This window comes from Maritalea mobilis (assembly GCF_004363175.1).
GTDB classification, from domain to species: domain Bacteria; phylum Pseudomonadota; class Alphaproteobacteria; order Rhizobiales; family Devosiaceae; genus Maritalea; species Maritalea mobilis.
Window position 1 is genome coordinate 1 of the sequence record NZ_SNYR01000005.1, and the last position, 20,421, is coordinate 20,421.

Genomic DNA, 20,421 nt, shown 5'->3' on the forward strand with positions numbered 1-20,421 from the left:
GTCACGTCAGTTGTACGGAAGTAGAACTGTGGACGGTAGTTGGTGAAGAATGGTGTGTGACGACCACCTTCGTCTTTGGTCAAAATGTACGCCTCACCAACAAATTTGGTGTGAGGTGTTACTGAACCTGGCTTACACAAAACCTGACCACGCTCAACTTGCTCACGGTCAACACCACGGATCAACGCACCAATGTTGTCACCTGCTTCACCGCTATCAAGCAGCTTGCGGAACATTTCAACACCAGTAACAGTGGTTTTTTGTGTGTCTTTAATGCCAACGATCTCAACTTCTTCGCCAACATTGATCACGCCACGCTCAACACGACCGGTAACAACTGTACCACGGCCTGAGATTGAGAATACGTCTTCAATTGGCATCAAGAATGGCTGATCTTTTGGACGTGCTGGTGTTGGAACATATTCGTCAACAGCAGCCATCAACTCAAGAATCTTGTTCTTGCCGATTTCGTCGTCACGACCTTCCAAAGCAGCCAAAGCAGAGCCCGCTACAATCGGAATATCGTCGCCTGGGAATTCGTAAGAAGAAAGAAGTTCACGAACTTCCATTTCAACCAATTCCAAAAGCTCTTCGTCGTCAACTTGGTCAACTTTGTTCAAGAAAACAACCAACGCTGGAACACCAACCTGACGGGCCAACAAAATGTGCTCACGTGTCTGTGGCATTGGGCCATCAGCTGCGTTCACAACCAAGATGCCGCCATCCATTTGAGCCGCACCAGTGATCATGTTTTTCACATAGTCAGCGTGGCCTGGGCAATCAACGTGTGCGTAGTGACGGTTTTCTGTCTCATACTCAACGTGTGCTGTTGAAATGGTGATACCACGGGCTTTTTCTTCAGGTGCCTTATCGATCTCATCAAAGGCTGTGCCTTTACCACCAGTCGCCTCTGACAATACTTTCGTAATCGCCGCGGTCAATGTGGTCTTACCATGGTCAACGTGACCAATAGTCCCAATGTTTACGTGCGGTTTCGTCCGCTCAAACTTTTCCTTCGCCATATCGCTCTCTCCGTATTTCGTTCAGCGTAGTGCTGGCGTTTCAATTCAAATTAACCGGCGTGTTTCGCCATGACTTCATCAGCCACGTTTTGTGGCACTTGCTCATAATGGCCAAACACCATCACAAAGTTAGCGCGACCTTGGCTCATTGAACGCAAAGAGTTCACATAACCAAACATGTTCGCCAAAGGCACGAAGGCGTTAATCACGGTCGCATTGCCGCGTACGTCTTGGCCTTGCACCTGCCCACGACGGGAGGTCAAATCACCGATGATAGAACCGGTGTATTCTTCAGGGCTAACAACCTCAACCTTCATGATAGGCTCAAGAAGCTTAGGGCCAGCCTTGCGGATCGCTTCACGGAAACCGGCACGACCGGCAATCTCAAAAGCCATCACAGAGGAGTCAACATCGTGGTATGCACCATCGTTCAACACGAACTTCACGTCGACCAATGGGAAGCCTGCCAATGGACCTGCGCCCATAACAGATTCAACACCTTTTTGAACACCTGGAATGTATTCTTTAGGTACGTTACCGCCCACAACTGTGTCAGAGAAATCAAGACCAACACCAGTTTCACCAGGCTCGATGGTGAATTTAATACGCGCGAACTGACCTGAACCACCAGATTGTTTCTTGTGGGTATAGTCGTGATCAACTGCTTGCGTAATTGTTTCGCGATAAGCAACCTGAGGCTGACCAATATTCGCTTCAACTTTAAATTCACGCTTCATGCGGTCAACAAGAATGTCGAGGTGCAATTCACCCATACCCGCAATGATTGTTTGACCGCTTTCATCGTCAGATTTAACGCGGAAGCTTGGATCTTCAGCAGCCAAACGGTTCAGGGCCAAGCCCATCTTCTCTTGGTCAGCTTTAGATTTAGGCTCAACCGCAATCTCGATAACTGGATCAGGGAATTCCATGCGCTCAAGAATAACTTTTGAGTTAGACGCGCAAAGAGTGTCACCAGTTGTGGTTTGCTTCAAACCAACGATCGCAACGATGTCGCCTGCATAAGCTTCTTGGATCTGCTCACGGCTGTTAGAGTGCATTTGGAACATACGGCCAACGCGCTCTTTTTTCTCTTTAACTGTGTTCTCAAGACCAGAACCAGCTTCAAGAACACCTGAGTAGATGCGGCAGAAAGTCAATGTACCCATGTGTGGGTCGTTAGCGATCTTAAACGCCAACATTGACAATGGCTCTTCGTCAGAAGCCTTACGAGTAACTTCTTTCTCTGTACCAACTTCGATACCGCGAATAGCAGGAATATCGATTGGTGAAGGCAAGAAATCAACAACAGCGTCAAGAAGCGGCTGAACACCTTTGTTCTTAAAGGCAGAGCCACAAAGAACTGGGAAGAATTCAACGTTCACTGTACCCTTACGGATAAGTTCACGGATCTTATCGTTAGAAGGCATTTCGCCTTCCAAGTAAGCTTCCATAGCTTCTTCGTCAACTTCAACGATCGCTTCGATCATTTGCTCACGGAACTCTTCAGCGCGATCCTGAAGGTCAGCAGGAATATCTACAACATCCCACTCAGCACCAAGGTTTTCACCTTGCCAGACCAAAGCTTTCATTTCGATCAAATCGACAACGCCAGCAAATTCGTTTTCCGCGCCGATTGGCAGCTGGATAACAACAGGCTTAGCACCCAAGCGCTTTTCAATCATATCTACTGAGTTGTAGAAGTCAGCGCCGATCTTGTCCATTTTGTTGACAAAGATCATACGAGGAACTTCGTACTTATCAGCCTGACGCCAAACAGTCTCGGTTTGAGGCTCCACACCTGCGTTCGCATCAAGAAGTGCAACAGCACCATCAAGAACGCGCAATGAACGCTCAACTTCAATTGTGAAGTCTACGTGGCCTGGAGTGTCAATGATGTTGAAGCGACGCTTTTTGCCATCACGACCTTCCCAGAAGGTTGTTGTGGCCGCAGAGGTAATTGTAATACCCCGCTCTTGCTCTTGCTCCATCCAGTCCATGGTGGCAGCACCATCATGAACTTCACCGATTTTGTGGCTTTTGCCTGTATAGAACAAAATGCGCTCAGTTGTTGTGGTTTTACCCGCATCAATGTGCGCCATAATGCCGAAATTGCGATAGTCTTCGATCTTGTAATCGCGAGCCATGATCGTGATACCTTTAAAAACTTACCAGCGGTAATGTGAGAAGGCACGGTTGGCGTCTGCCATCCGGTGCGTATCTTCACGCTTCTTAACAGCCTGACCGCGACCGTTGAGCGCATCAAGCAACTCACCAGACAAACGATCAACCATTGTGTTCTCACCACGGTTCCGTGCTGCACCGATCAACCAACGAATGGCCAATGCTTGCTGACGCTCAGAGCGCACTTCAACAGGAACCTGGTAGGTTGCACCACCAACACGACGAGAACGCACTTCAACCGCAGGACGCACATTGTCGAGGGCCTGATGGAACACCTCTACAGGGTCTTGCTTAGTACGTGCTTCAACCGCGTCGAATGCACCATATACAATGCGCTCAGCAACAGACTTTTTACCATCTACCATGAGCGAATTCATGAATTTCGTAACAACGAGATCACCGAACTTTGGATCCGGGTTGATCTCACGTTTTTCCGCGCGATGCCGACGTGACATTGAACGTAAACTCCTTACTTAGGCCGCTTAGCGCCGTACTTTGAGCGACGCTGCTTACGATCCTTGACGCTTTGGGTATCCAAAACGCCACGCAAAATATGATACCGCACACCAGGAAGGTCACGGACACGACCGCCACGAATAAGAACAACAGAGTGCTCTTGTAGGTTGTGGCCTTCACCCGGAATATAAGAAATAACTTCACGTTGGTTTGTAAGGCGCACTTTGGCTACTTTACGCAACGCGGAGTTAGGCTTCTTAGGGGTCGTTGTGTACACACGTGTGCAAACGCCGCGCTTTTGCGGGTTTGCTTCCATAGCTGGAACTTTGTTCCGCTTTGGCTTCGCCTGCCGAGGCTTGCGGATCAGCTGATTAATGGTCGGCATATTGCTCGAACCTTCTTTCCATCCGTTCAAAACTCAATTCACCAGATCACAACAATCAAATGGCGCTCCCCATCGGCCCAAAAGGCACGGCGGCACCACATTAAAACAGAGGATCGCAAGGCGTTTACCCTGAGATCTTGTGTCTCGCTATTGTCGCGTCTGTTACCCGACGGTGTGTTTGAAGCATATGGGTTTAGGCTTTTTTGTTAGCCGAAACGGTATCAAATGCTCCACGACCTACCGCGAAGGTAGGGCGTTACTAAATCGAACTCGGCTTTACGTCAAGGGTTATCGCCGTTTTTTTCTGGAATGAGAGAAAAAACCGACCTTAAGATCATCTTAAGGGGTTAATTTTGGCTTATATGGCCCCTCACCCGAAATATTCGATCCAATTCCCATCGGACTGACCAAATAATCGCGTCTAAACTTCATTGAATCAAGGTGCTGATTCCGTTGTTCACGGTTTTTGGATTCGATTCCCCAAAAAGAAAGGGCGCCTAAAAAGGCGCCCTTCTCAAAATTTATAGCTGAGCTGAATTACTCGCCAGCATTATCCGAAGAACCTTCTGGCGATGCTTCAATGCGCAATGCATTTTTGGCTGCCAATTCTTCGTCTGCCTGACGCTGACGCTCTGCCAAGATCAAATCATCGCGCTTCGCAGCGATCTTCTGGGTTGAAGCGGTGAACGCCCCTGTACCCACTGGGATCAAGCGACCAACAATGATGTTCTCTTTCAAGCCTTCAAGCGGATCAGCTTTGCCGCTCACCGCAGCTTCGGTCAACACGCGGGTCGTTTCTTGGAACGATGCCGCTGAGAAGAACGAACGGGTTTGCAGAGAAGCTTTAGTGATACCCAACAGAACCGGCACACCTTGTGCTGGCTTGCGGCCATCAGCTTCCAAACGCTGGTTCAACTCATCAAAGTCGATTTGGTCAATATGTTCTTCTTTGATCAAACCTGAATCGCCTGGATCCGTGATTTCGATCTTTTGAAGCATTTGACGCACGATAACTTCGATGTGCTTGTCGTTGATGCCCACACCTTGCAGACGATAAACTTCTTGAATTTCATTGACCAAATATTTGGCCAATTCTTCAACGCCTTTAATCGCCAAGATATCGTGTGGAGCTGGGTTACCGTCCAACAAATATTCGCCACGCTCGATGGTGTCACCTTCTTGAAGGTGGAACGGCTTGCCTTTCGGAATGAGATATTCCACTGGCTCGCCACCCTCTTCATGAGGCTCGATCACGATGCGACGCTTATTCTTGTAGTCACGGCCAAAACGGATTGTCCCGTCGATCTCAGCGATAATCGCATGATCTTTAGGGCGACGCGCTTCAAACAATTCCGCAACCCGTGGCAAACCACCGGTAATGTCTTTTGTTTTCGCGCTTTCCAATGGCGTACGTGCGATAACGTCACCTGGGTTCACTTTCGTGCCCGGATCAACCGCGATCACCGCATCAACAGACAGCAAGTAACGAGCTTCGCCACCACGATCCAGTTTCACAGCTTTGCCGTCTTTGCCAGTAATGGCCAAGGCAGGCTTCAAGTGCTCACCACGTGGGTTTGAACGCCAGTCGATCACCAAACGCTTGGTAAAGCCGGTGCTTTCGTCAGTTTGTTCAGAAACAGACGCACCTTCCACCAAATCTTCAAAGGCAATCTCACCTTCAACTTCAGCCAAAACAGGACGCACATAAGGGTCCCATTCAGCAATACGCTGACCAGCTTTAACTGTCTCGCCAACCTTGATCCGCAACAACGCACCATAAGGCACCTTGTGTGTACCACGCTCATTGCCATCTTCATCAGAGATCGCAAGAACAAGGTTACGGCTCATGTTAACGGTGCGGCCTTCACTATCCTCAGCCACTTGGCCAGTCTTAATCGAAACAACACCTTCATGGTTTGCTTCAATGAACGAGCTGTCCACAACCTGCGCTGTACCACCAATGTGGAACGTACGCATGGTCAACTGAGTGCCAGGCTCACCAATAGACTGAGCAGCGATAACGCCAACGGCTTCCCCCATATTCACAGGTGTACCACGGGCCAAGTCACGGCCATAACAAGTGCCGCAAACGCCTTGACGCTGCTTACAGGTCAATACAGACCGGATCTTGATAGACTGAACCTTAGCCGCTTCGATGCGATCAACATCAGCTTCTTCAACCATCACACCTTTAGCAACGATCACGTCGCCAGATTTTGGATCAAGAACGTCTTCTGCTGTCGTACGACCAAGAACACGGCTACCCAAAGACGCGATCACGTTACCACTATCAATGATAGGGGTCATAGTGAGGCCATCTTCAGAACCACAGTCCTTGCCGGTGATGATGCAATCTTGTGCAACGTCCACCAAACGACGGGTCAAGTAACCAGAGTTCGCTGTCTTCATCGCGGTATCCGCCAAACCCTTACGGGCGCCGTGGGTCGAGTTAAAGTACTCGTTCACGGTCAAACCTTCTTTAAAGTTTGAGATAATTGGCGTTTCAATGATGCCACCGTCCGGACGCGCCATCAAACCACGCATACCAGCAAGCTGTTTCATTTGCGCTGGCGAACCACGCGCACCTGAGTGAGACATCATGTAAACCGAGTTGATCGGCTTTTGACGGTTGGTTTCTTCATCCACTTGAACCGAAGAAATCCGGCTCATCATTTCATCAGCAACCTTGTCACCACACTTGGCCCAAGCATCAACAACTTTGTTGTACTTCTCACCGCGTGTGATCAAACCATCATTATACTGCTGTTCGAACTCTTCAACCTGCTTGCGGGTTGTCTCAACGATACCTTCTTTGGTGTCAGGGATAACCATGTCATCCTTACCAAACGAAATACCAGCCTTACACGCATAGCGGAAACCAAGATCCATGATTTGGTCACAGAAGATCACGGTGTCTTTTTGACCGCATGAACGGTAAACCGTATCGATCAATTTCGAGATCATCTTCTTGGTCATCAACTGGTTGCACGCTTCAAACGGCACCGCATTGTTCTTTGGCAGCAACTGCGCAATCATCATGCGACCTGGTGTGGTCTCATAAATTTGGCTGTGCTCATTGCCGTCCTCATCAACAGTCTTGAAGCGACCTTTGATTTTGGTGTGCAATGTGATGACTTTGTTTTCGAGCGCATACTCAATTTCGCCCATATTGCCGAAGGCCATGCCTTCACCTGGCTCATTGTCATTCATCAATGAGAGGTAATAAAGGCCCAAAACAATATCCTGCGACGGCACAATAACCGGAGAACCGTTAGCCGGGTGCAAGATGTTGTTGGTGGACATCATCAATACGCGTGCTTCAAGCTGTGCTTCCAATGACAATGGTACGTGTACCGCCATTTGGTCACCGTCAAAGTCAGCGTTAAACGCCGCACAAACAAGCGGGTGAAGCTGGATCGCTTTACCTTCAATCAATGTTGGTTCAAACGCCTGAATGCCCAAACGGTGCAACGTCGGCGCCCGGTTCAACATAACAGGGTGTTCGCGGATCACTTCGTCCAAGATATCCCAGACTTCGGGACGCTCTTTTTCAACCAGCTTTTTCGCCTGCTTCACGGTTGAAGACAAACCTTTGGCTTCAAGACGTGAGTAGATGAATGGCTTGAACAATTCCAAAGCCATCTTCTTCGGCAAACCACACTGGTGTAGCTTCAATTCAGGACCTACAGTGATCACTGAACGGCCAGAATAGTCAACGCGCTTACCAAGCAAGTTCTGACGGAAACGGCCCTGCTTACCTTTGAGCATATCTGACAAAGATTTAAGCGGACGCTTGTTCGCGCCAGTAATGGTGCGGCCACGACGACCATTATCGAACAACGCATCAACAGATTCCTGCAGCATACGCTTTTCGTTACGGATAATGATGTCAGGAGCACGCAACTCCATCAAACGCTTCAAACGGTTGTTCCGGTTGATCACACGGCGATACAGATCGTTCAAATCTGACGTCGCGAAACGACCACCATCCAACGGCACCAATGGGCGCAACTCAGGTGGGATAACCGGAATAACGGTCATGATCATCCATTCAGGGCGGTTGCCTGAAACGATGAAGTGCTCAACCACTTTCAAACGCTTGCCGAGTTTTTTCGGCTTAAGTTCGGTTGTGGCTTCCGCAATCTCAACGCGCAATTCAGCGGCCAATTTCTCAAGATCAAGCGAAGCGAGCATCTCGCGCACCGCTTCCGCACCAATCATCGCAGTGAAGCTATCAGCGCCATATTCGTCTTGGGCGTCGATATATTCTTCTTCTGTGATCAACTGGTTCACTGAGAATGGGCTAAGGCCCGGCTCAATCACCACATAGTTTTCGAAATACAAGATCCGCTCAACATCTTTCAATGTCATATCGAGCAAAAGCGCGATACGGGATGGCAATGATTTCAAGAACCAAATGTGAGCAACTGGCGCAGCCAGTTCGATGTGGCCCATGCGTTCACGACGTACACGTGACAAGGTAACTTCAACGCCACACTTCTCACAGATCACGCCTTTAAACTTCATGCGCTTATATTTGCCGCACAAGCACTCATAGTCCTTTTGTGGACCAAAAGTACGCGCACAGAACAAACCGTCCCGCTCAGGCTTGAACGTACGGTAGTTGATGGTCTCAGGCTTTTTGATTTCGCCATATGACCATGACAAGATTTTCTCGGGGCTCGCAATGTTGATCTTTACCTGATCAAACACTTGGGCCTGGGCCTGCGGATTGAAAAGATCCATAACTTGATGGTTCATTTTCCTGTCTCCTTTAATGCAGGGGTGGGATGATTTCGCCGCTCATCCCTTACCCGCTGCTCAAAATTAAGCGATTAGGTTACGTTTCAGAGTGCTATTCCGCAGCATCCTGTGAAGACTCCTCAATAGCCTCCAACGCATCCCCGTCATCGTCTTCCTCGTCATGGCTTGAGCTCAACTCAACATTGAGGCCAAGTGACCGGATTTCTTTGACCAACACGTTAAAGCTTTCTGGAATACCAGCTTCAAACGTGTCATCGCCCCGTACAATCGCTTCATAGACCTTTGTGCGCCCTGCAACATCGTCTGACTTAACAGTCAGCATCTCTTGCAAGGTGTACGCCGCACCATAAGCCTCAAGCGCCCAAACTTCCATTTCACCGAAGCGTTGACCACCAAACTGTGCCTTACCGCCCAATGGCTGCTGGGTCACAAGTGAGTATGGTCCAATTGAACGCGCGTGGATCTTATCGTCCACCAAGTGGTGCAATTTCAGCATGTAGATGTAGCCAACAGTTACGTCACGGTGGAATTCTTCACCGGTCCGACCGTCGATCAACCGAGACTGACCAGAGCCTTCAAGCCCTGCCCGCTCGAGCATCTCAACGATGTCCTGCTCTTTCGCACCGTCAAATACTGGCGTTGCGATAGATACACCTTTTTGCAAATAGTCAGCCAAACGAACAACGCTGTCATCATCAAGACCCTCAACGTAGTCATCGCCTTTATAAACGTGGTTCAACTCTTCACGCAGTGGGGTCACGTCTTTGGCTTCAGCACGACGATATGTGTCATACATTTCACCAATGCGCTTGCCCATGCCGGCACAAGCCCAGCCAAGGTGCGTTTCAAGAATCTGACCAACGTTCATCCGGCTCGGCACGCCAAGCGGGTTCAACACGATGTCAACTGGCGTACCATCGGCCAAGTGAGGCATATCCTCGATTGGCATGATGCGAGAAACAACACCTTTGTTCCCGTGACGGCCAGCCATTTTATCGCCAGACTGAATTTTGCGCTTAGTCGCAACAAAGACTTTAACCATCTTCATCACGCCTGGTGGCAATTCATCACCACGCTGTAGCTTATCAACCTTGTCAATAAAGCGCTGCTCAAGCTGCTTACGGCTGTCTTCATATTGGCCCTGCAAGGCTTCAATTTCTGACATGACCTTGTCGTCATCAACCGCAAACTGCCACCATTTTGAACGTGGATGCGCTTCAAAGATTGCATCATTCAATTTGGTGCCAGCAACATAGCCTTTTGGCCCTGCAGTTGCTTCTTTGCCGAACAACATCTCTTTCAAACGTGCAAACACGTTACGGTCAAGAATGGACTGTTCGTCGTCGCGGTCTTTTGCCAAGCGTTCAATTTCTTCACGCTCAATTGCCATCGCACGCTCGTCTTTGTCGATGCCGTGGCGGTTAAACACACGCACTTCAACAACAGTACCAGCATCACCAGGAGGCACACGCAAAGATGTGTCACGCACGTCAGACGCTTTTTCACCAAAGATCGCACGCAGCAGCTTTTCTTCCGGTGTCATTGGGCTTTCGCCTTTTGGTGTGATTTTACCCACCAAAATGTCACCAGCTTCAACATCAGCACCGATGTGCACAATGCCTGCTTCGTCCAAGTTTTTCAGTGCTTCTTCTGAAACGTTTGGAATGTCGCGTGTGATTTCTTCAGGACCCAATTTTGTGTCCCGCGCCATCACTTCAAATTCCTCAATGTGAATTGAGGTGAACACGTCATCCTTCACGATATTTTCGGAGAGAAGAATAGAGTCTTCGTAGTTGTAACCATTCCAAGGCATAAACGCGACGAGCACGTTACGGCCAAGCGCCAAGTCACCAAGATCAGTTGAAGGACCATCAGCGATAATATCGCCAGCTTCAACATGGTCACCCACCACAACCAACGGACGCTGGTTAATGCAGGTAGACTGGTTGGAGCGTTGGAACTTCATCAAGGTGTAGATGTCAACGCCAGTTTTCGACGCGTCTGTTTCTTCAGTCGCGCGAATAACGATACGTGTCGCATCCACCTGATCAACGATACCTGTACGCTTTGCAACAATCGCAGCACCAGAGTCTCGAGCAACAACAGGCTCCATGCCTGTGCCCACAAATGGAGCTTGCGAACGAAGCAACGGCACAGCCTGACGCTGCATGTTTGAACCCATCAAAGCGCGGTTCGCATCGTCATTTTCCAAGAATGGAATAAGCGACGCCGCAACCGAAATCACCTGTTTCGGGTTAACGTCCATCAAATCGATGTTTTCGCGAGGGATCAACATCACCTCACCTGCCCGACGACCAGTGACCAGATCATTCTGGAACTCATTGCCATCAGTCAATTTGGCGTTCGCCTGCGCAATGTTGTAACGCGCCTCTTCCATAGCGGAGAGATAAACAACATCATCAGTTACTTTACCGTTTTCCACCTTGCGATAAGGGGTTTCGATAAAGCCGTATTTATTGACACGCGCAAATGTAGCCAAAGAGTTGATCAAACCAATGTTTGGACCTTCAGGCGTTTCAATCGGACAAATCCGACCATAGTGCGTTGGGTGCACGTCGCGTACTTCAAAGCCCGCACGTTCACGGGTCAAACCACCTGGCCCAAGCGCAGACAAGCGACGCTTGTGAGTGATTTCAGACAATGGGTTTGTCTGGTCCATGAACTGAGACAATTGAGAAGAACCAAAGAACTCACGCACCGCAGCAGCCGCAGGCTTCGCGTTGATCAAGTCCTGTGGCATCACAGTGTCGATCTCAACAGAAGACATACGCTCCTTGATTGCACGCTCCATGCGCAACAAACCAAGGCGGTAGTGGTTTTCCATAAGTTCGCCAACTGAACGCACACGACGGTTGCCAAGGTTGTCGATATCGTCGATCTCACCGCGACCATCACGCAGATCAACCAAGGTACGAACAACTTCAACAATGTCATCTTTGCGCAATGTCCGCACAGTGTCTTCACACTCCACGTTCAAGCGCATGTTCATTTTAACACGACCAACAGCAGACAAATCATACCGCTCTGAATCAAAGAACAATGATTCAAACATCGCTTCTGCAGTTTCGATGGTGGGTGGCTCACCCGGACGCATCACGCGGTAAATATCGAACAACGCATCTTCGCGGCTTTCGTTCTTGTCGATCGCCAATGTGTTGCGCAAATAAGCGCCGATATTAACGTGGTCGATATCCAACACTGGAATTTCGTCCAAGCCAGCTTCAACCAAGTTGGTCAACAAGTCAGCGTCGATCTCATCGCCAGCTTCAGCGTAGATCTCACCAGTGTCCAAATTGAGCAAATCTTCAGCGATGTAGCTGCCGAACAATTCTGCATCATCCACCAAAATGTGGGTCATGCCGCCTTCAGCCAACTTCTTCGCTGCACGGGCAGACAATTTCTTGCCAGCTTCATGCACAACGTCACCGCTATCCGCATCGATCAAATCAAATGCAGGCTTGGTTCCACGGAACTTTTCCCAATCAAATGGCTGACGCCAACCATTATCGGTGCGCTCAAATGTATTGGTGTTGTAATATGTCGCCAAAATTTCTTCAGCGTCCATGCCCAAAGCTTTGAGCAATGAAGTCACTGGAATTTTACGCCGACGGTCGATACGGGCGTAAACAATGTCTTTGGCGTCAAACTCAATGTCCAACCAAGAGCCGCGGTAAGGAATGATCCGTGCCGCAAACAACAACTTGCCTGAAGAGTGAGACTTGCCTTTATCGTGGTCGAAGAACACACCAGGCGAACGGTGCATCTGCGAAACGATCACCCGCTCGGTGCCGTTCACAACAAAGGTACCGTTAGATGTCATGAATGGCATATCGCCCATGTAAACATCTTGCTCTTTAATGTCTTTAACAGACCGAGCACCTGTTTCTTCGTCAACTTCAAATACGATCAAACGCAATGTCACTTTCAGCGGCGCCGCAAAGGTCATATCGCGCTGACGACATTCGTCTACATCATATTTTGGCTGTTCAAAGTCATAAGACACAAAGTCCAATGACGCAGTGTTGGCAAAATCTGTGATCGGAAAAACCGATTTAAAGACTGACTGCAAACCTTCATCGGCGCGCCCGCCTTCAGGTTGGTCTACCAACAAAAATTGATCATAAGAAGCTTTTTGAACTTCAATGAGGTTTGGCATCTCCGTGACTTCACGAATGCTGCCGAAGGACTTCCGTACCTTACGTCGACCGTTATAGGTGGTGGCCATGCCCGCTCCTATGTTTTTAAAATGCCTGAAGGGCAAGTATCCAGAACACCGACAATCAGCCGACGGTGCTCGGGATATCTGCCCTCATTCAAGGTTTCCGCAACTTCGTCTGATTTGGTTAATAAAATCAGACCTATATGCTGAATTACGCCAGCAAAATTGAGTGGCGAACCGCTAAGCCCGCCACTCAAAAAAGAACTACTTAAGCTCTACAGAAGCGCCAGCTGCTTCAAGCTTAGCTTTGATTTCTTCAGCTTCAGCTTTAGCAACGCCTTCTTTAACAGGCTTAGGTGCGCCTTCAACCAAGTCTTTAGCTTCTTTCAAGCCAAGACCAGTGATGCCGCGAACTTCTTTAATCACGTTGATTTTCTTGTCGCCTGCACCAGCAAGAATGACGTCAAATTCGTCTTTTTCTTCTGCAGCAGCAGCACCAGCGTCGCCGCCAGCAGCAGCAGCAACTGCAACAGGTGCAGCAGCTGAAACGCCCCATTTTTCTTCAAGCATTTTTGACAATTCTGAAGCTTCAAGAACTGTAAGGGCAGATAGGTCTTCAACGAGCTTTTCTAGATCAGCCATTGTATTCCTCTTTTGTGTTAAATTGTTTCGAACCGTGGGTGGTTGCGAAGCGCCTTATGCCGCTTCGCCCTTTTCTGAATATGCCGAGACCACGCGGGCAACTTGACCGCCTGGAGCTTGAAGAACAGATGCAATTTTCGCTGCAGGCTGTGTAAGCATGCCTGCGATTTTCGCACGAAGTTCATCAAGAGATGGCAATTCTGACAATGCAGCAACAGCTGCTGCATCTAATTTGGTTTCGCCCATCGCGCCGCCCAAAATGACGTATTTGTCATTTGATTTGGCGAACTTGGCAGAGATTTTCGCTGCCGTGATAGGGTCTTCCGCATAAGTCAGAACAGTCGGACCAGTGAGAAACTCACCAAAGTCCGCAATCTCTGCATTTTCAAGAGCGCGCTTGGCAAGGCGGTTTTTTGCAACCTTGACCTGACCACCTGCCTGTTTCATCTGCACGCGCAGATCTTCCATTTTGGCAACTGACAAGCCTGAGTAATGAGCGACTACGACAGAGCCTGACGCGTTAAACGCATCTTGCAATGACGAGACCAGCTCACGCTTTTCCGCTTTATCCACTGCTTCTCTCCACTATAAAGCTCGGAATTATTCCGAACCGTTTGCAGATTTGCTGCTTGTTTAAGAGCTGGCCGAAACCAACCTTCCCCAAGCAACGGTGAAATGCCTGTAGATCAGCGGCTTAACACCAAACCAATCCGGTTCGAACCAAACACACATGGCAAACGCCAAATCTGTTTCATTCTCACCCCATCTATTGCAGGCTTTTATCGATTAAGCACCAAAGGTGCACCTACAGTCTCGGACAGGACTTTAGGAGCCCAATTGCTCGGGCCCCTCAATCAGGCTTACGCCTGAAACTTTATTGCGCGTTCAATTAGCCTTGAACGCTTGAAACGTCAACATGTACGCCCGGGCCCATTGTAGAGGACAAGGCAACGCGACGAATAAATGTACCTTTAGCGCCAGATGGCTTTGATTTCGCAACAGCGTCAGCAAATGCTTTGATGTTCTCAACCAACTTCGCTTCGTCGAAAGAGGCTTTGCCCACACCAGCGTGCAAAATACCTGCTTTTTCAACGCGGAATTCAACAGAACCAGCTTTAGCTGTTTCAACTGCTGTTTTCACGTCAGGTGTCACAGTGCCAACTTTTGGGTTTGGCATCAGGTTACGTGGACCCAAAACTTTACCCAAACGACCAACCAAAGGCATCATGTCAGGTGTTGCGATACAACGATCAAAGTCGATGTTGCCTTTAAGCACTTCATCAACCAAATCTTCTGCGCCAACAACGTCTGCGCCAGCTGCTTTAGCTTCGTCAGCTTTCGCATCACGTGCGAACACAGCAACACGAACGTCACGGCCTGTGCCGTTTGGCAAAGCCACAACGCCACGAACCATTTGGTCAGCGTGACGAGGGTCAACACCCAAGTTCATCGCAACTTCGATTGTTTCGTCGAATTTAGCGCCTGCATTGCTTTTTACCAAAGCAACAGCTTCGCTCAATTCGTACAATTTTTTGCGATCTACTGCTTCGCGGGCAGCTTTAGTACGTTTACCAATCTTGGCCATCTCGCTTACTCCGCTACTTCCAGACCCATTGAACGGGCAGAACCAGCAATTTGTGCCATTGCTGCTTCAACGTCATGCGCGTTCAAGTCTTTCATTTTCTTTTCTGCAATGTCGCGCAACTGATCTTGCGTGATTTTGCCGGCTACGTCGTGACCAGGCTTTTGTGAACCGCTTTTAAGGTTCAATGCCTGCTTCAAGAAATAGCTCACTGGCGGCATCTTCATCTCGAAAGTGAAGCTCTTATCCGCAAAAATGGTGATCACAACCGGAACCGGCGCGCCTTTATCCATTTCCTGCGAAGCCGCGTTGAACGCTTTACAGAATTCCATGATGTTCAACCCGCGCTGACCTAGCGCAGGGCCGATTGGAGGTGACGGCGTGGCGCTGCCCGCCGGCACTTGAAGCTTGAGATAGCCTTCAATCTTTTTTGCCATTTGTCGTGCCTTTATTTAGTTAGCCTCAATTGAGGCCGTTTTAACGACAGTGCGGTCACGAGGTTCAATGCATTGATGTGGCAACACCAACGCCCTCTCCCGCACCATTTAAATGATCAGAGCTTTTCAACCTGACCATATTCCAATTCAACCGGGGTCGCCCGACCGAAAATAGAAACTTCAACTTTAAGCCGTGCGCGTTCTTCATCGACTTCTTCCACCAAGCCATTAAAGCTAGCAAAAGGACCATCGGATACACGAACTTGCTCACCCACTTCAAAGCTCACAGAAGGCTTCGGACGATCCACACCTTCTTGAACCTGATGCAAAATGGATTGCGCTTCAGACTCAGAAATCGGAATTGGCTTATGATCTGAACCCAAAAAGCCAGTTACCTTCGGGGTATTCTTGATCAAATGGAATGTTTCGTCGGTCAATTCCATTTTCACCAAAACATAGCCAGGGAAAAATTTGCGCTCTGCGTCAACTTTACGTCCGCGGCGCACTTCCACCACTTTTTCCGTCGGCACCAAAACATCATCAAACAAATGGTCAAGCCCAGTGCTCGCCACTTTTTCTTTGATGGATTCCGCAACCTTACGCTCAAAATTTGAGTAGGCCTGGACAATGTACCAGCGCTTTGCCATGCGTTTAAACCTTACCGCTTTTTGTTAAACCTCAGCCCAAGCTGAGCAACAAGCCAACAATCCATGAGTTAATCTGATCAGCAGCCAAGAAGAACAAGCTGGCCAGCGTGATCATGATCAAAACCATGATGGTTGAAATCAATGTTTCGTTACGGGTTGGCCAAACAACCTTTGCAACCTCTGAGCGCACTTGCTGCAAAAATGTAAAAGGATTCGTCCGTGCCATAATCAATCCTGACTGTTCATTCCGTGAATTTTCAACGACTTACAGTCGTTTCTTCACAAGTTCAGATACCCATAACCAAATAGCCGCGCGAAAGTCCCGCACGGCTGGTTGCGCCTACATAGCTCTATCCCCATCAAAACGCAACCCTTTACGCACCAAATTCTTAAAGCCGACCAGCGCTAAACACCAGCCGCAAATATATCTAAATATCCCGTTCAGTCTCAATTCAGTTTCACTTTTGCATCTTTGCCTCACATTGAGGAACTGCAAAGGAACAATCATGAAACTCATCTTCACAAAGTTGGCAGCGTTCGGGCTGATCGCCGCCCTCTCCGCCCCCACACATGCAAATGCTGCAGATTGGATCGAATCTGTGTCCATTCAAAAGAACGGCATTGATATTATTCCGATCGAAGTGCGCTCAAACGGCACTGAATATACAAGCGTAAAGACAAACAGCCACCGCTTCATCTTTAAATTGCGCGCACGGGCCAAAAGCGGCAAACGGATCGTTGCCGCAGCCCTGGGCACCCTGCACGCAACGGACTATTTCGAATCCCAAGGTGCAAATGAATGGATCAAGCGCTTCGGCGGACGCGACGTGGCCAACGGCACTTTGCGCACATGGCAACTTGGTTACGAACCAAACATACCCGTAAGCAAACTACACTGGGTTGGCAAAGATCCGGTCGCCCAATGCAATGCTCTTTTGGCGCAAAAGCGGCAACAAGGCAGCTCACGCTTCAGCATTTTGAACAAGAAGCAAATGACCACCGCCTATGCCTATTTCAAGCTGGACGCCGTTGCAGCCCGCACGCTGAAGGCGAAAAACAACAGTTGGAACATCAATAGCTCCACCCAACAGGCCGCTTCGATGAACTATCAGGTGCAAGTGACATGTCTGCCCAGCAGCACAGCGTCAAACAAAATCAGCAACTAGCTTCAGCCTAGTGTTACTCCTCCAAAATCGCTGACCATTGCGCGGACCATTCGCGCAATGGATCCAGCCGATCCATCAGATCACGCCCCATCGCCGTCAGCTCATAGCCACCCTCGCCAAGCAATACCAATTGCGCTGCCTGCAATTGCTTCAAACGCGCATTCATTACCGACGGCGAAACACCGCCGCATTCGGCCTGAAGACTGCGAAAGCTCAATGCACCTTGGCGCAGAGACCACAACATCCGCATATTCCATTTACGCCCCAATATGTCGAACAGCGCCATAATAGGCACACCGGAGCCGGAGCCTCGAACAGGTTTATTTGGCAAAATACTAGACATCTATCCGCTTCTATATTAGTAGCAATATCGCTATCAAAATAGTAGCAACCAGATCCAGCAAAGGCAACTGAATATGTTTCTCATCGACTTCCAATTTGTTGACGTTAATGCACTCACAGAAGAATTGACGCAGGCACATCGCAGCCACCTATCCAGCGCTTATGAAGATGGCGAGCTCTTATTTGGTGGACCCAAAGTGCCCCGCTCAGGCGGCATCATCTTGTCTATGCATAAAGAAAAAGAGAAGCTGGAAGCATTGCTAAATGCAGACCCGATGGTTAAGGCGCAGCAAGCGCGATATGAGATAACCGAGTTCAAACCCGTTTTCGCCTCACCCGCCCAAAAGCAAGTGATCGCGTTGACCTAACAATGTTTGGAAAATGGCAGGGGCGGAGAGACTCGAACTCACGACCCTCGGTTTTGGAGACCGATGCTCTACCAACTGAGCTACACCCCTGCAAATCGGCATAAAAGCCGCTGGCATGGTCTAATGCCAACGGCGTTTTCTTTCAAGAGTAATTATGTGCTTTTTTCACTTTTTATCCAAAAAGTGGCATGGCCATCATCACAAGGCCCGCAAATCCAACAATCCACATAATCGAACGCAACCACGGCACAGCCAGCAAATAGGTCACCGCATAAACAATGCGGGCCACCAAAAACACCTGCGCCCCAAGCATCGCTGCATTTTCATGCCCCATCACAATAGCGAGTATCGCAAGCGGTAGAAATAGAAACAGGCTTTCCTTCAAATTATTCAAGGCCCGCGATGCCCGTTGCCCCGTTACAGGCAATTCCGGCAAATCGTCACGACTCCCCACATAGCGCTCCAACCCAATCTGGGAAAAGCGAATAAGCGCAGGGGTAAATAGTTGCACCAAATACAGCGCAAGAACGGCAAGTAAAATAGTCGTCATAACACAGCTCCTCCGGCACTAAGCCAATCTGAAAAGCCAACCATACATTGCCTAATATCGGCAGCTGAACTGACAATCATCTCAACCGCTGATCACCAAAAATAGTGCGCCAAACACCAACTGGAATCAGCAAATTTGTACGGCGACCACAATAACAATAGCCAAAACAATAATGTTCACCAAGCTTTTGCGGTAACGCGAGCGCCCCTACCCCTTTTTTTAAAAACCGAATTGGCGTGTCGGTTCCGACTGGCCAACTTTCCCCTTCTGACTTGAAACTTTTAATTTCAACAATAAATAGAATAATCATTCGCACAATTGGGAGAATTCCAGTGTTTAGGATTTTTATTGCATTTGCCGTGGTCCTAATAACGACTTTGGCAACATATATAATTCTTGAAATCCGAGCCGTTAACATCAAGTCGCTGCCTGTTGCCGAGGGCACTACTCGCCAGCAAAGGATTGTTGAATTAGAAAACTGGCTGCAAGAACTGGGGCGATCTGGTCACTTTAATGGTAGCGTTCTGATTGCGCATAAAAACAAAATCTTGCTGGAATCAAACATTGGAAAGCGGAGCGCCAAGGGACCATCGATCACACCAAAAACCACCTTCAACATTGCCTCCGTCACAAAACATTTTACGGCAGCGGCAATTCTTCTGCTGCAATCACGTGACAAGCTGACGTTTGATGACCCGTTGCACAGGCACCTGCCCGAGTTAAAACAATTTGAAAACGTTACCATCCGCCATCTCTTAGTCGGGACTTCCGGATTGCCTGATTATGTTGCTGCAGCCGACCAATTGTTGCAGGGCATCGAATTACTGACAAATCAAAAGCTGATCCGATGGCTAAGCACCCAAAAACCCAATTCGACTTTTCAAGTGGGACAAACATACGCCTATTCCAACACTGCCTATGTCGTATTGTCTGAGATAATTGAGCGCGTTTCTGGGCAGCCATTCCACGAGTTTATGCAGCAACATCTGTTCACCCCAGCAAAGATGACCAACACGACCATATACAGGCAAAATGCCATACATCCAGCCATGAAAAATTTAGCAACTAGTATGAAAAAACGGTTCTTCTATGTTGGTGACTATGTAGATCAGCTCCCGAGTCAATTGGATGGCGTAGCGGGAGATGGCAATATTATCACCTCGCCACGTGACTTGGAAAAGTGGCACAATGCACTGTTGAACGGTTCAGTTATCCCCACAGCAGATTATAGGGAAGCTCTCACCATTCAAACAGCCGACGATGGCACACCTATCGTTGAACACTGGGGCAATCGCGATCTTTACCTAGGGCTTGGCTGGAACCTTTACAAAGGTCGAGGCGATCACGACAGCTTTGGCAGCTGGAATGGCTATCAAAACTATTTCTATCGCGCCCCAGACAAGGACCTAACCATCGTCGTCCTAGCAAACGCCGCCCATTTCATTCCATTTTCAATGATCGTCGATGAGTTGAAGGGCAATGTCTTGAGTTGGCAAAACTAGACCAACAAAAAAGGCGGCCCTATGGGACCGCCTTAATTTCGTTCGTCTTTAGAAAAAGACTACTCGATGATTTTGGCAACCACGCCGGCGCCCACTGTGCGGCCACCTTCGCGGATAGCGAAGCGCAACTGCTCTTCCATAGCGATCGGCACGATCAACTCAACATTGACCTCAACACGGTCACCAGGCATCACCAT

Annotated in this window: 18 protein-coding genes and 1 tRNA gene; 3 read left to right on the forward strand and 16 right to left on the reverse strand. The window is 48.9% G+C overall.

Annotated features, from left to right (window positions below; translation table 11 throughout):
• The 12 genes from tuf to secE form a co-directional block, all read right to left on the reverse strand.
• The coding region (gene tuf, locus ATL17_RS16705) for an elongation factor Tu (RefSeq protein WP_133574000.1) at nt 1-1,022 on the reverse strand (1,022 nt) is incomplete at its 3' end.
• Between the two features lie 50 nt (nt 1,023-1,072).
• Nucleotides 1,073-3,166, reverse strand: a complete 2,094-nt coding sequence (fusA, locus tag ATL17_RS16710) for an elongation factor G (RefSeq protein WP_133574001.1) — start codon at nt 3,164-3,166, stop codon at nt 1,073-1,075.
• 21 nt (nt 3,167-3,187) lie between these two features.
• Nucleotides 3,188-3,658: a 30S ribosomal protein S7 gene (rpsG, locus tag ATL17_RS16715; protein ID WP_133574002.1), complete on the reverse strand. Its 471-nt coding sequence runs from the start codon at nt 3,656-3,658 to the stop codon at nt 3,188-3,190.
• 14 nt (nt 3,659-3,672) lie between these two features.
• On the reverse strand, nt 3,673-4,044 hold the full coding sequence (gene rpsL, locus ATL17_RS16720; protein WP_027836110.1) for a 30S ribosomal protein S12: 372 nt from the start codon (nt 4,042-4,044) through the stop codon (nt 3,673-3,675).
• A 537-nt stretch (nt 4,045-4,581) separates the two neighbouring features.
• Nucleotides 4,582-8,805 (reverse strand): DNA-directed RNA polymerase subunit beta', encoded by a 4,224-nt coding sequence (gene rpoC, locus ATL17_RS16725; RefSeq protein ID WP_133574003.1) that lies wholly within the window; start codon nt 8,803-8,805, stop codon nt 4,582-4,584.
• A gap of 94 nt (nt 8,806-8,899) precedes the next feature.
• Complete coding sequence (gene rpoB, locus ATL17_RS16730; protein ID WP_133574004.1) at nt 8,900-13,054, reverse strand: DNA-directed RNA polymerase subunit beta; 4,155 nt, start codon at nt 13,052-13,054, stop codon at nt 8,900-8,902.
• Between the two features lie 198 nt (nt 13,055-13,252).
• A complete protein-coding gene (gene rplL, locus ATL17_RS16735; protein ID WP_133574005.1) occupies nt 13,253-13,630 on the reverse strand; it encodes a 50S ribosomal protein L7/L12 in 378 nt (125 codons plus the stop codon).
• A 54-nt stretch (nt 13,631-13,684) separates the two neighbouring features.
• Nucleotides 13,685-14,203 carry a 50S ribosomal protein L10 gene (gene rplJ, locus ATL17_RS16740; RefSeq protein WP_133574006.1) on the reverse strand — a complete coding sequence of 173 codons (519 nt, stop codon included), beginning with the start codon at nt 14,201-14,203 and terminating at the stop codon, nt 13,685-13,687.
• A gap of 316 nt (nt 14,204-14,519) precedes the next feature.
• On the reverse strand, nt 14,520-15,215 hold the full coding sequence (gene rplA / locus ATL17_RS16745) for a 50S ribosomal protein L1 (RefSeq protein WP_133574007.1): 696 nt from the start codon (nt 15,213-15,215) through the stop codon (nt 14,520-14,522).
• Between the two features lie 5 nt (nt 15,216-15,220).
• Nucleotides 15,221-15,649, reverse strand: coding sequence for a 50S ribosomal protein L11 (rplK, locus tag ATL17_RS16750; RefSeq protein WP_133574008.1), 429 nt, complete (start codon nt 15,647-15,649; stop codon nt 15,221-15,223).
• A 116-nt stretch (nt 15,650-15,765) separates the two neighbouring features.
• Entirely contained in the window at nt 15,766-16,296 is a 531-nt protein-coding gene (gene nusG / locus ATL17_RS16755) for a transcription termination/antitermination protein NusG (protein WP_133574009.1), read from the reverse strand.
• 31 nt (nt 16,297-16,327) lie between these two features.
• A complete protein-coding gene (secE, locus tag ATL17_RS16760; protein ID WP_133574010.1) occupies nt 16,328-16,522 on the reverse strand; it encodes a preprotein translocase subunit SecE in 195 nt (64 codons plus the stop codon).
• 280 nt (nt 16,523-16,802) lie between these two features.
• Here secE and ATL17_RS16765 point away from each other — a divergent pair, with 280 nt between their 5' ends.
• A complete protein-coding gene (locus tag ATL17_RS16765; RefSeq protein ID WP_133574011.1) occupies nt 16,803-17,462 on the forward strand; it encodes a hypothetical protein in 660 nt (219 codons plus the stop codon).
• Between the two features lie 13 nt (nt 17,463-17,475).
• On the opposite strand, the gene ATL17_RS16770 is transcribed toward ATL17_RS16765, so the two are convergent.
• A complete protein-coding gene (locus tag ATL17_RS16770) occupies nt 17,476-17,805 on the reverse strand; it encodes a winged helix-turn-helix transcriptional regulator (RefSeq protein ID WP_133574012.1) in 330 nt (109 codons plus the stop codon).
• A 73-nt stretch (nt 17,806-17,878) separates the two neighbouring features.
• Between ATL17_RS16770 and ATL17_RS16775 the strand changes: the two genes are divergently transcribed.
• Nucleotides 17,879-18,172: a YciI family protein gene (locus ATL17_RS16775; RefSeq protein WP_133574013.1), complete on the forward strand. Its 294-nt coding sequence runs from the start codon at nt 17,879-17,881 to the stop codon at nt 18,170-18,172.
• Nucleotides 18,173-18,186: 14 nt separating this feature from the next.
• Here the strand turns inward: ATL17_RS16775 and ATL17_RS16780 are convergent.
• Nucleotides 18,187-18,262, reverse strand: a tRNA-Trp gene (locus tag ATL17_RS16780).
• An 82-nt stretch (nt 18,263-18,344) separates the two neighbouring features.
• Nucleotides 18,345-18,722 (reverse strand): MAPEG family protein, encoded by a 378-nt coding sequence (locus tag ATL17_RS16785; protein ID WP_133574014.1) that lies wholly within the window; start codon nt 18,720-18,722, stop codon nt 18,345-18,347.
• Between the two features lie 332 nt (nt 18,723-19,054).
• Here ATL17_RS16785 and ATL17_RS16790 point away from each other — a divergent pair, with 332 nt between their 5' ends.
• Nucleotides 19,055-20,224, forward strand: coding sequence for a serine hydrolase domain-containing protein (locus tag ATL17_RS16790; RefSeq protein WP_166639091.1), 1,170 nt, complete (start codon nt 19,055-19,057; stop codon nt 20,222-20,224).
• Between the two features lie 59 nt (nt 20,225-20,283).
• Here ATL17_RS16790 and ATL17_RS16795 read toward each other — a convergent pair.
• On the reverse strand, nt 20,284-20,421 hold a 138-nt coding region (locus tag ATL17_RS16795; protein ID WP_484177342.1), incomplete at its 5' end, for an EF-Tu C-terminal domain-related protein.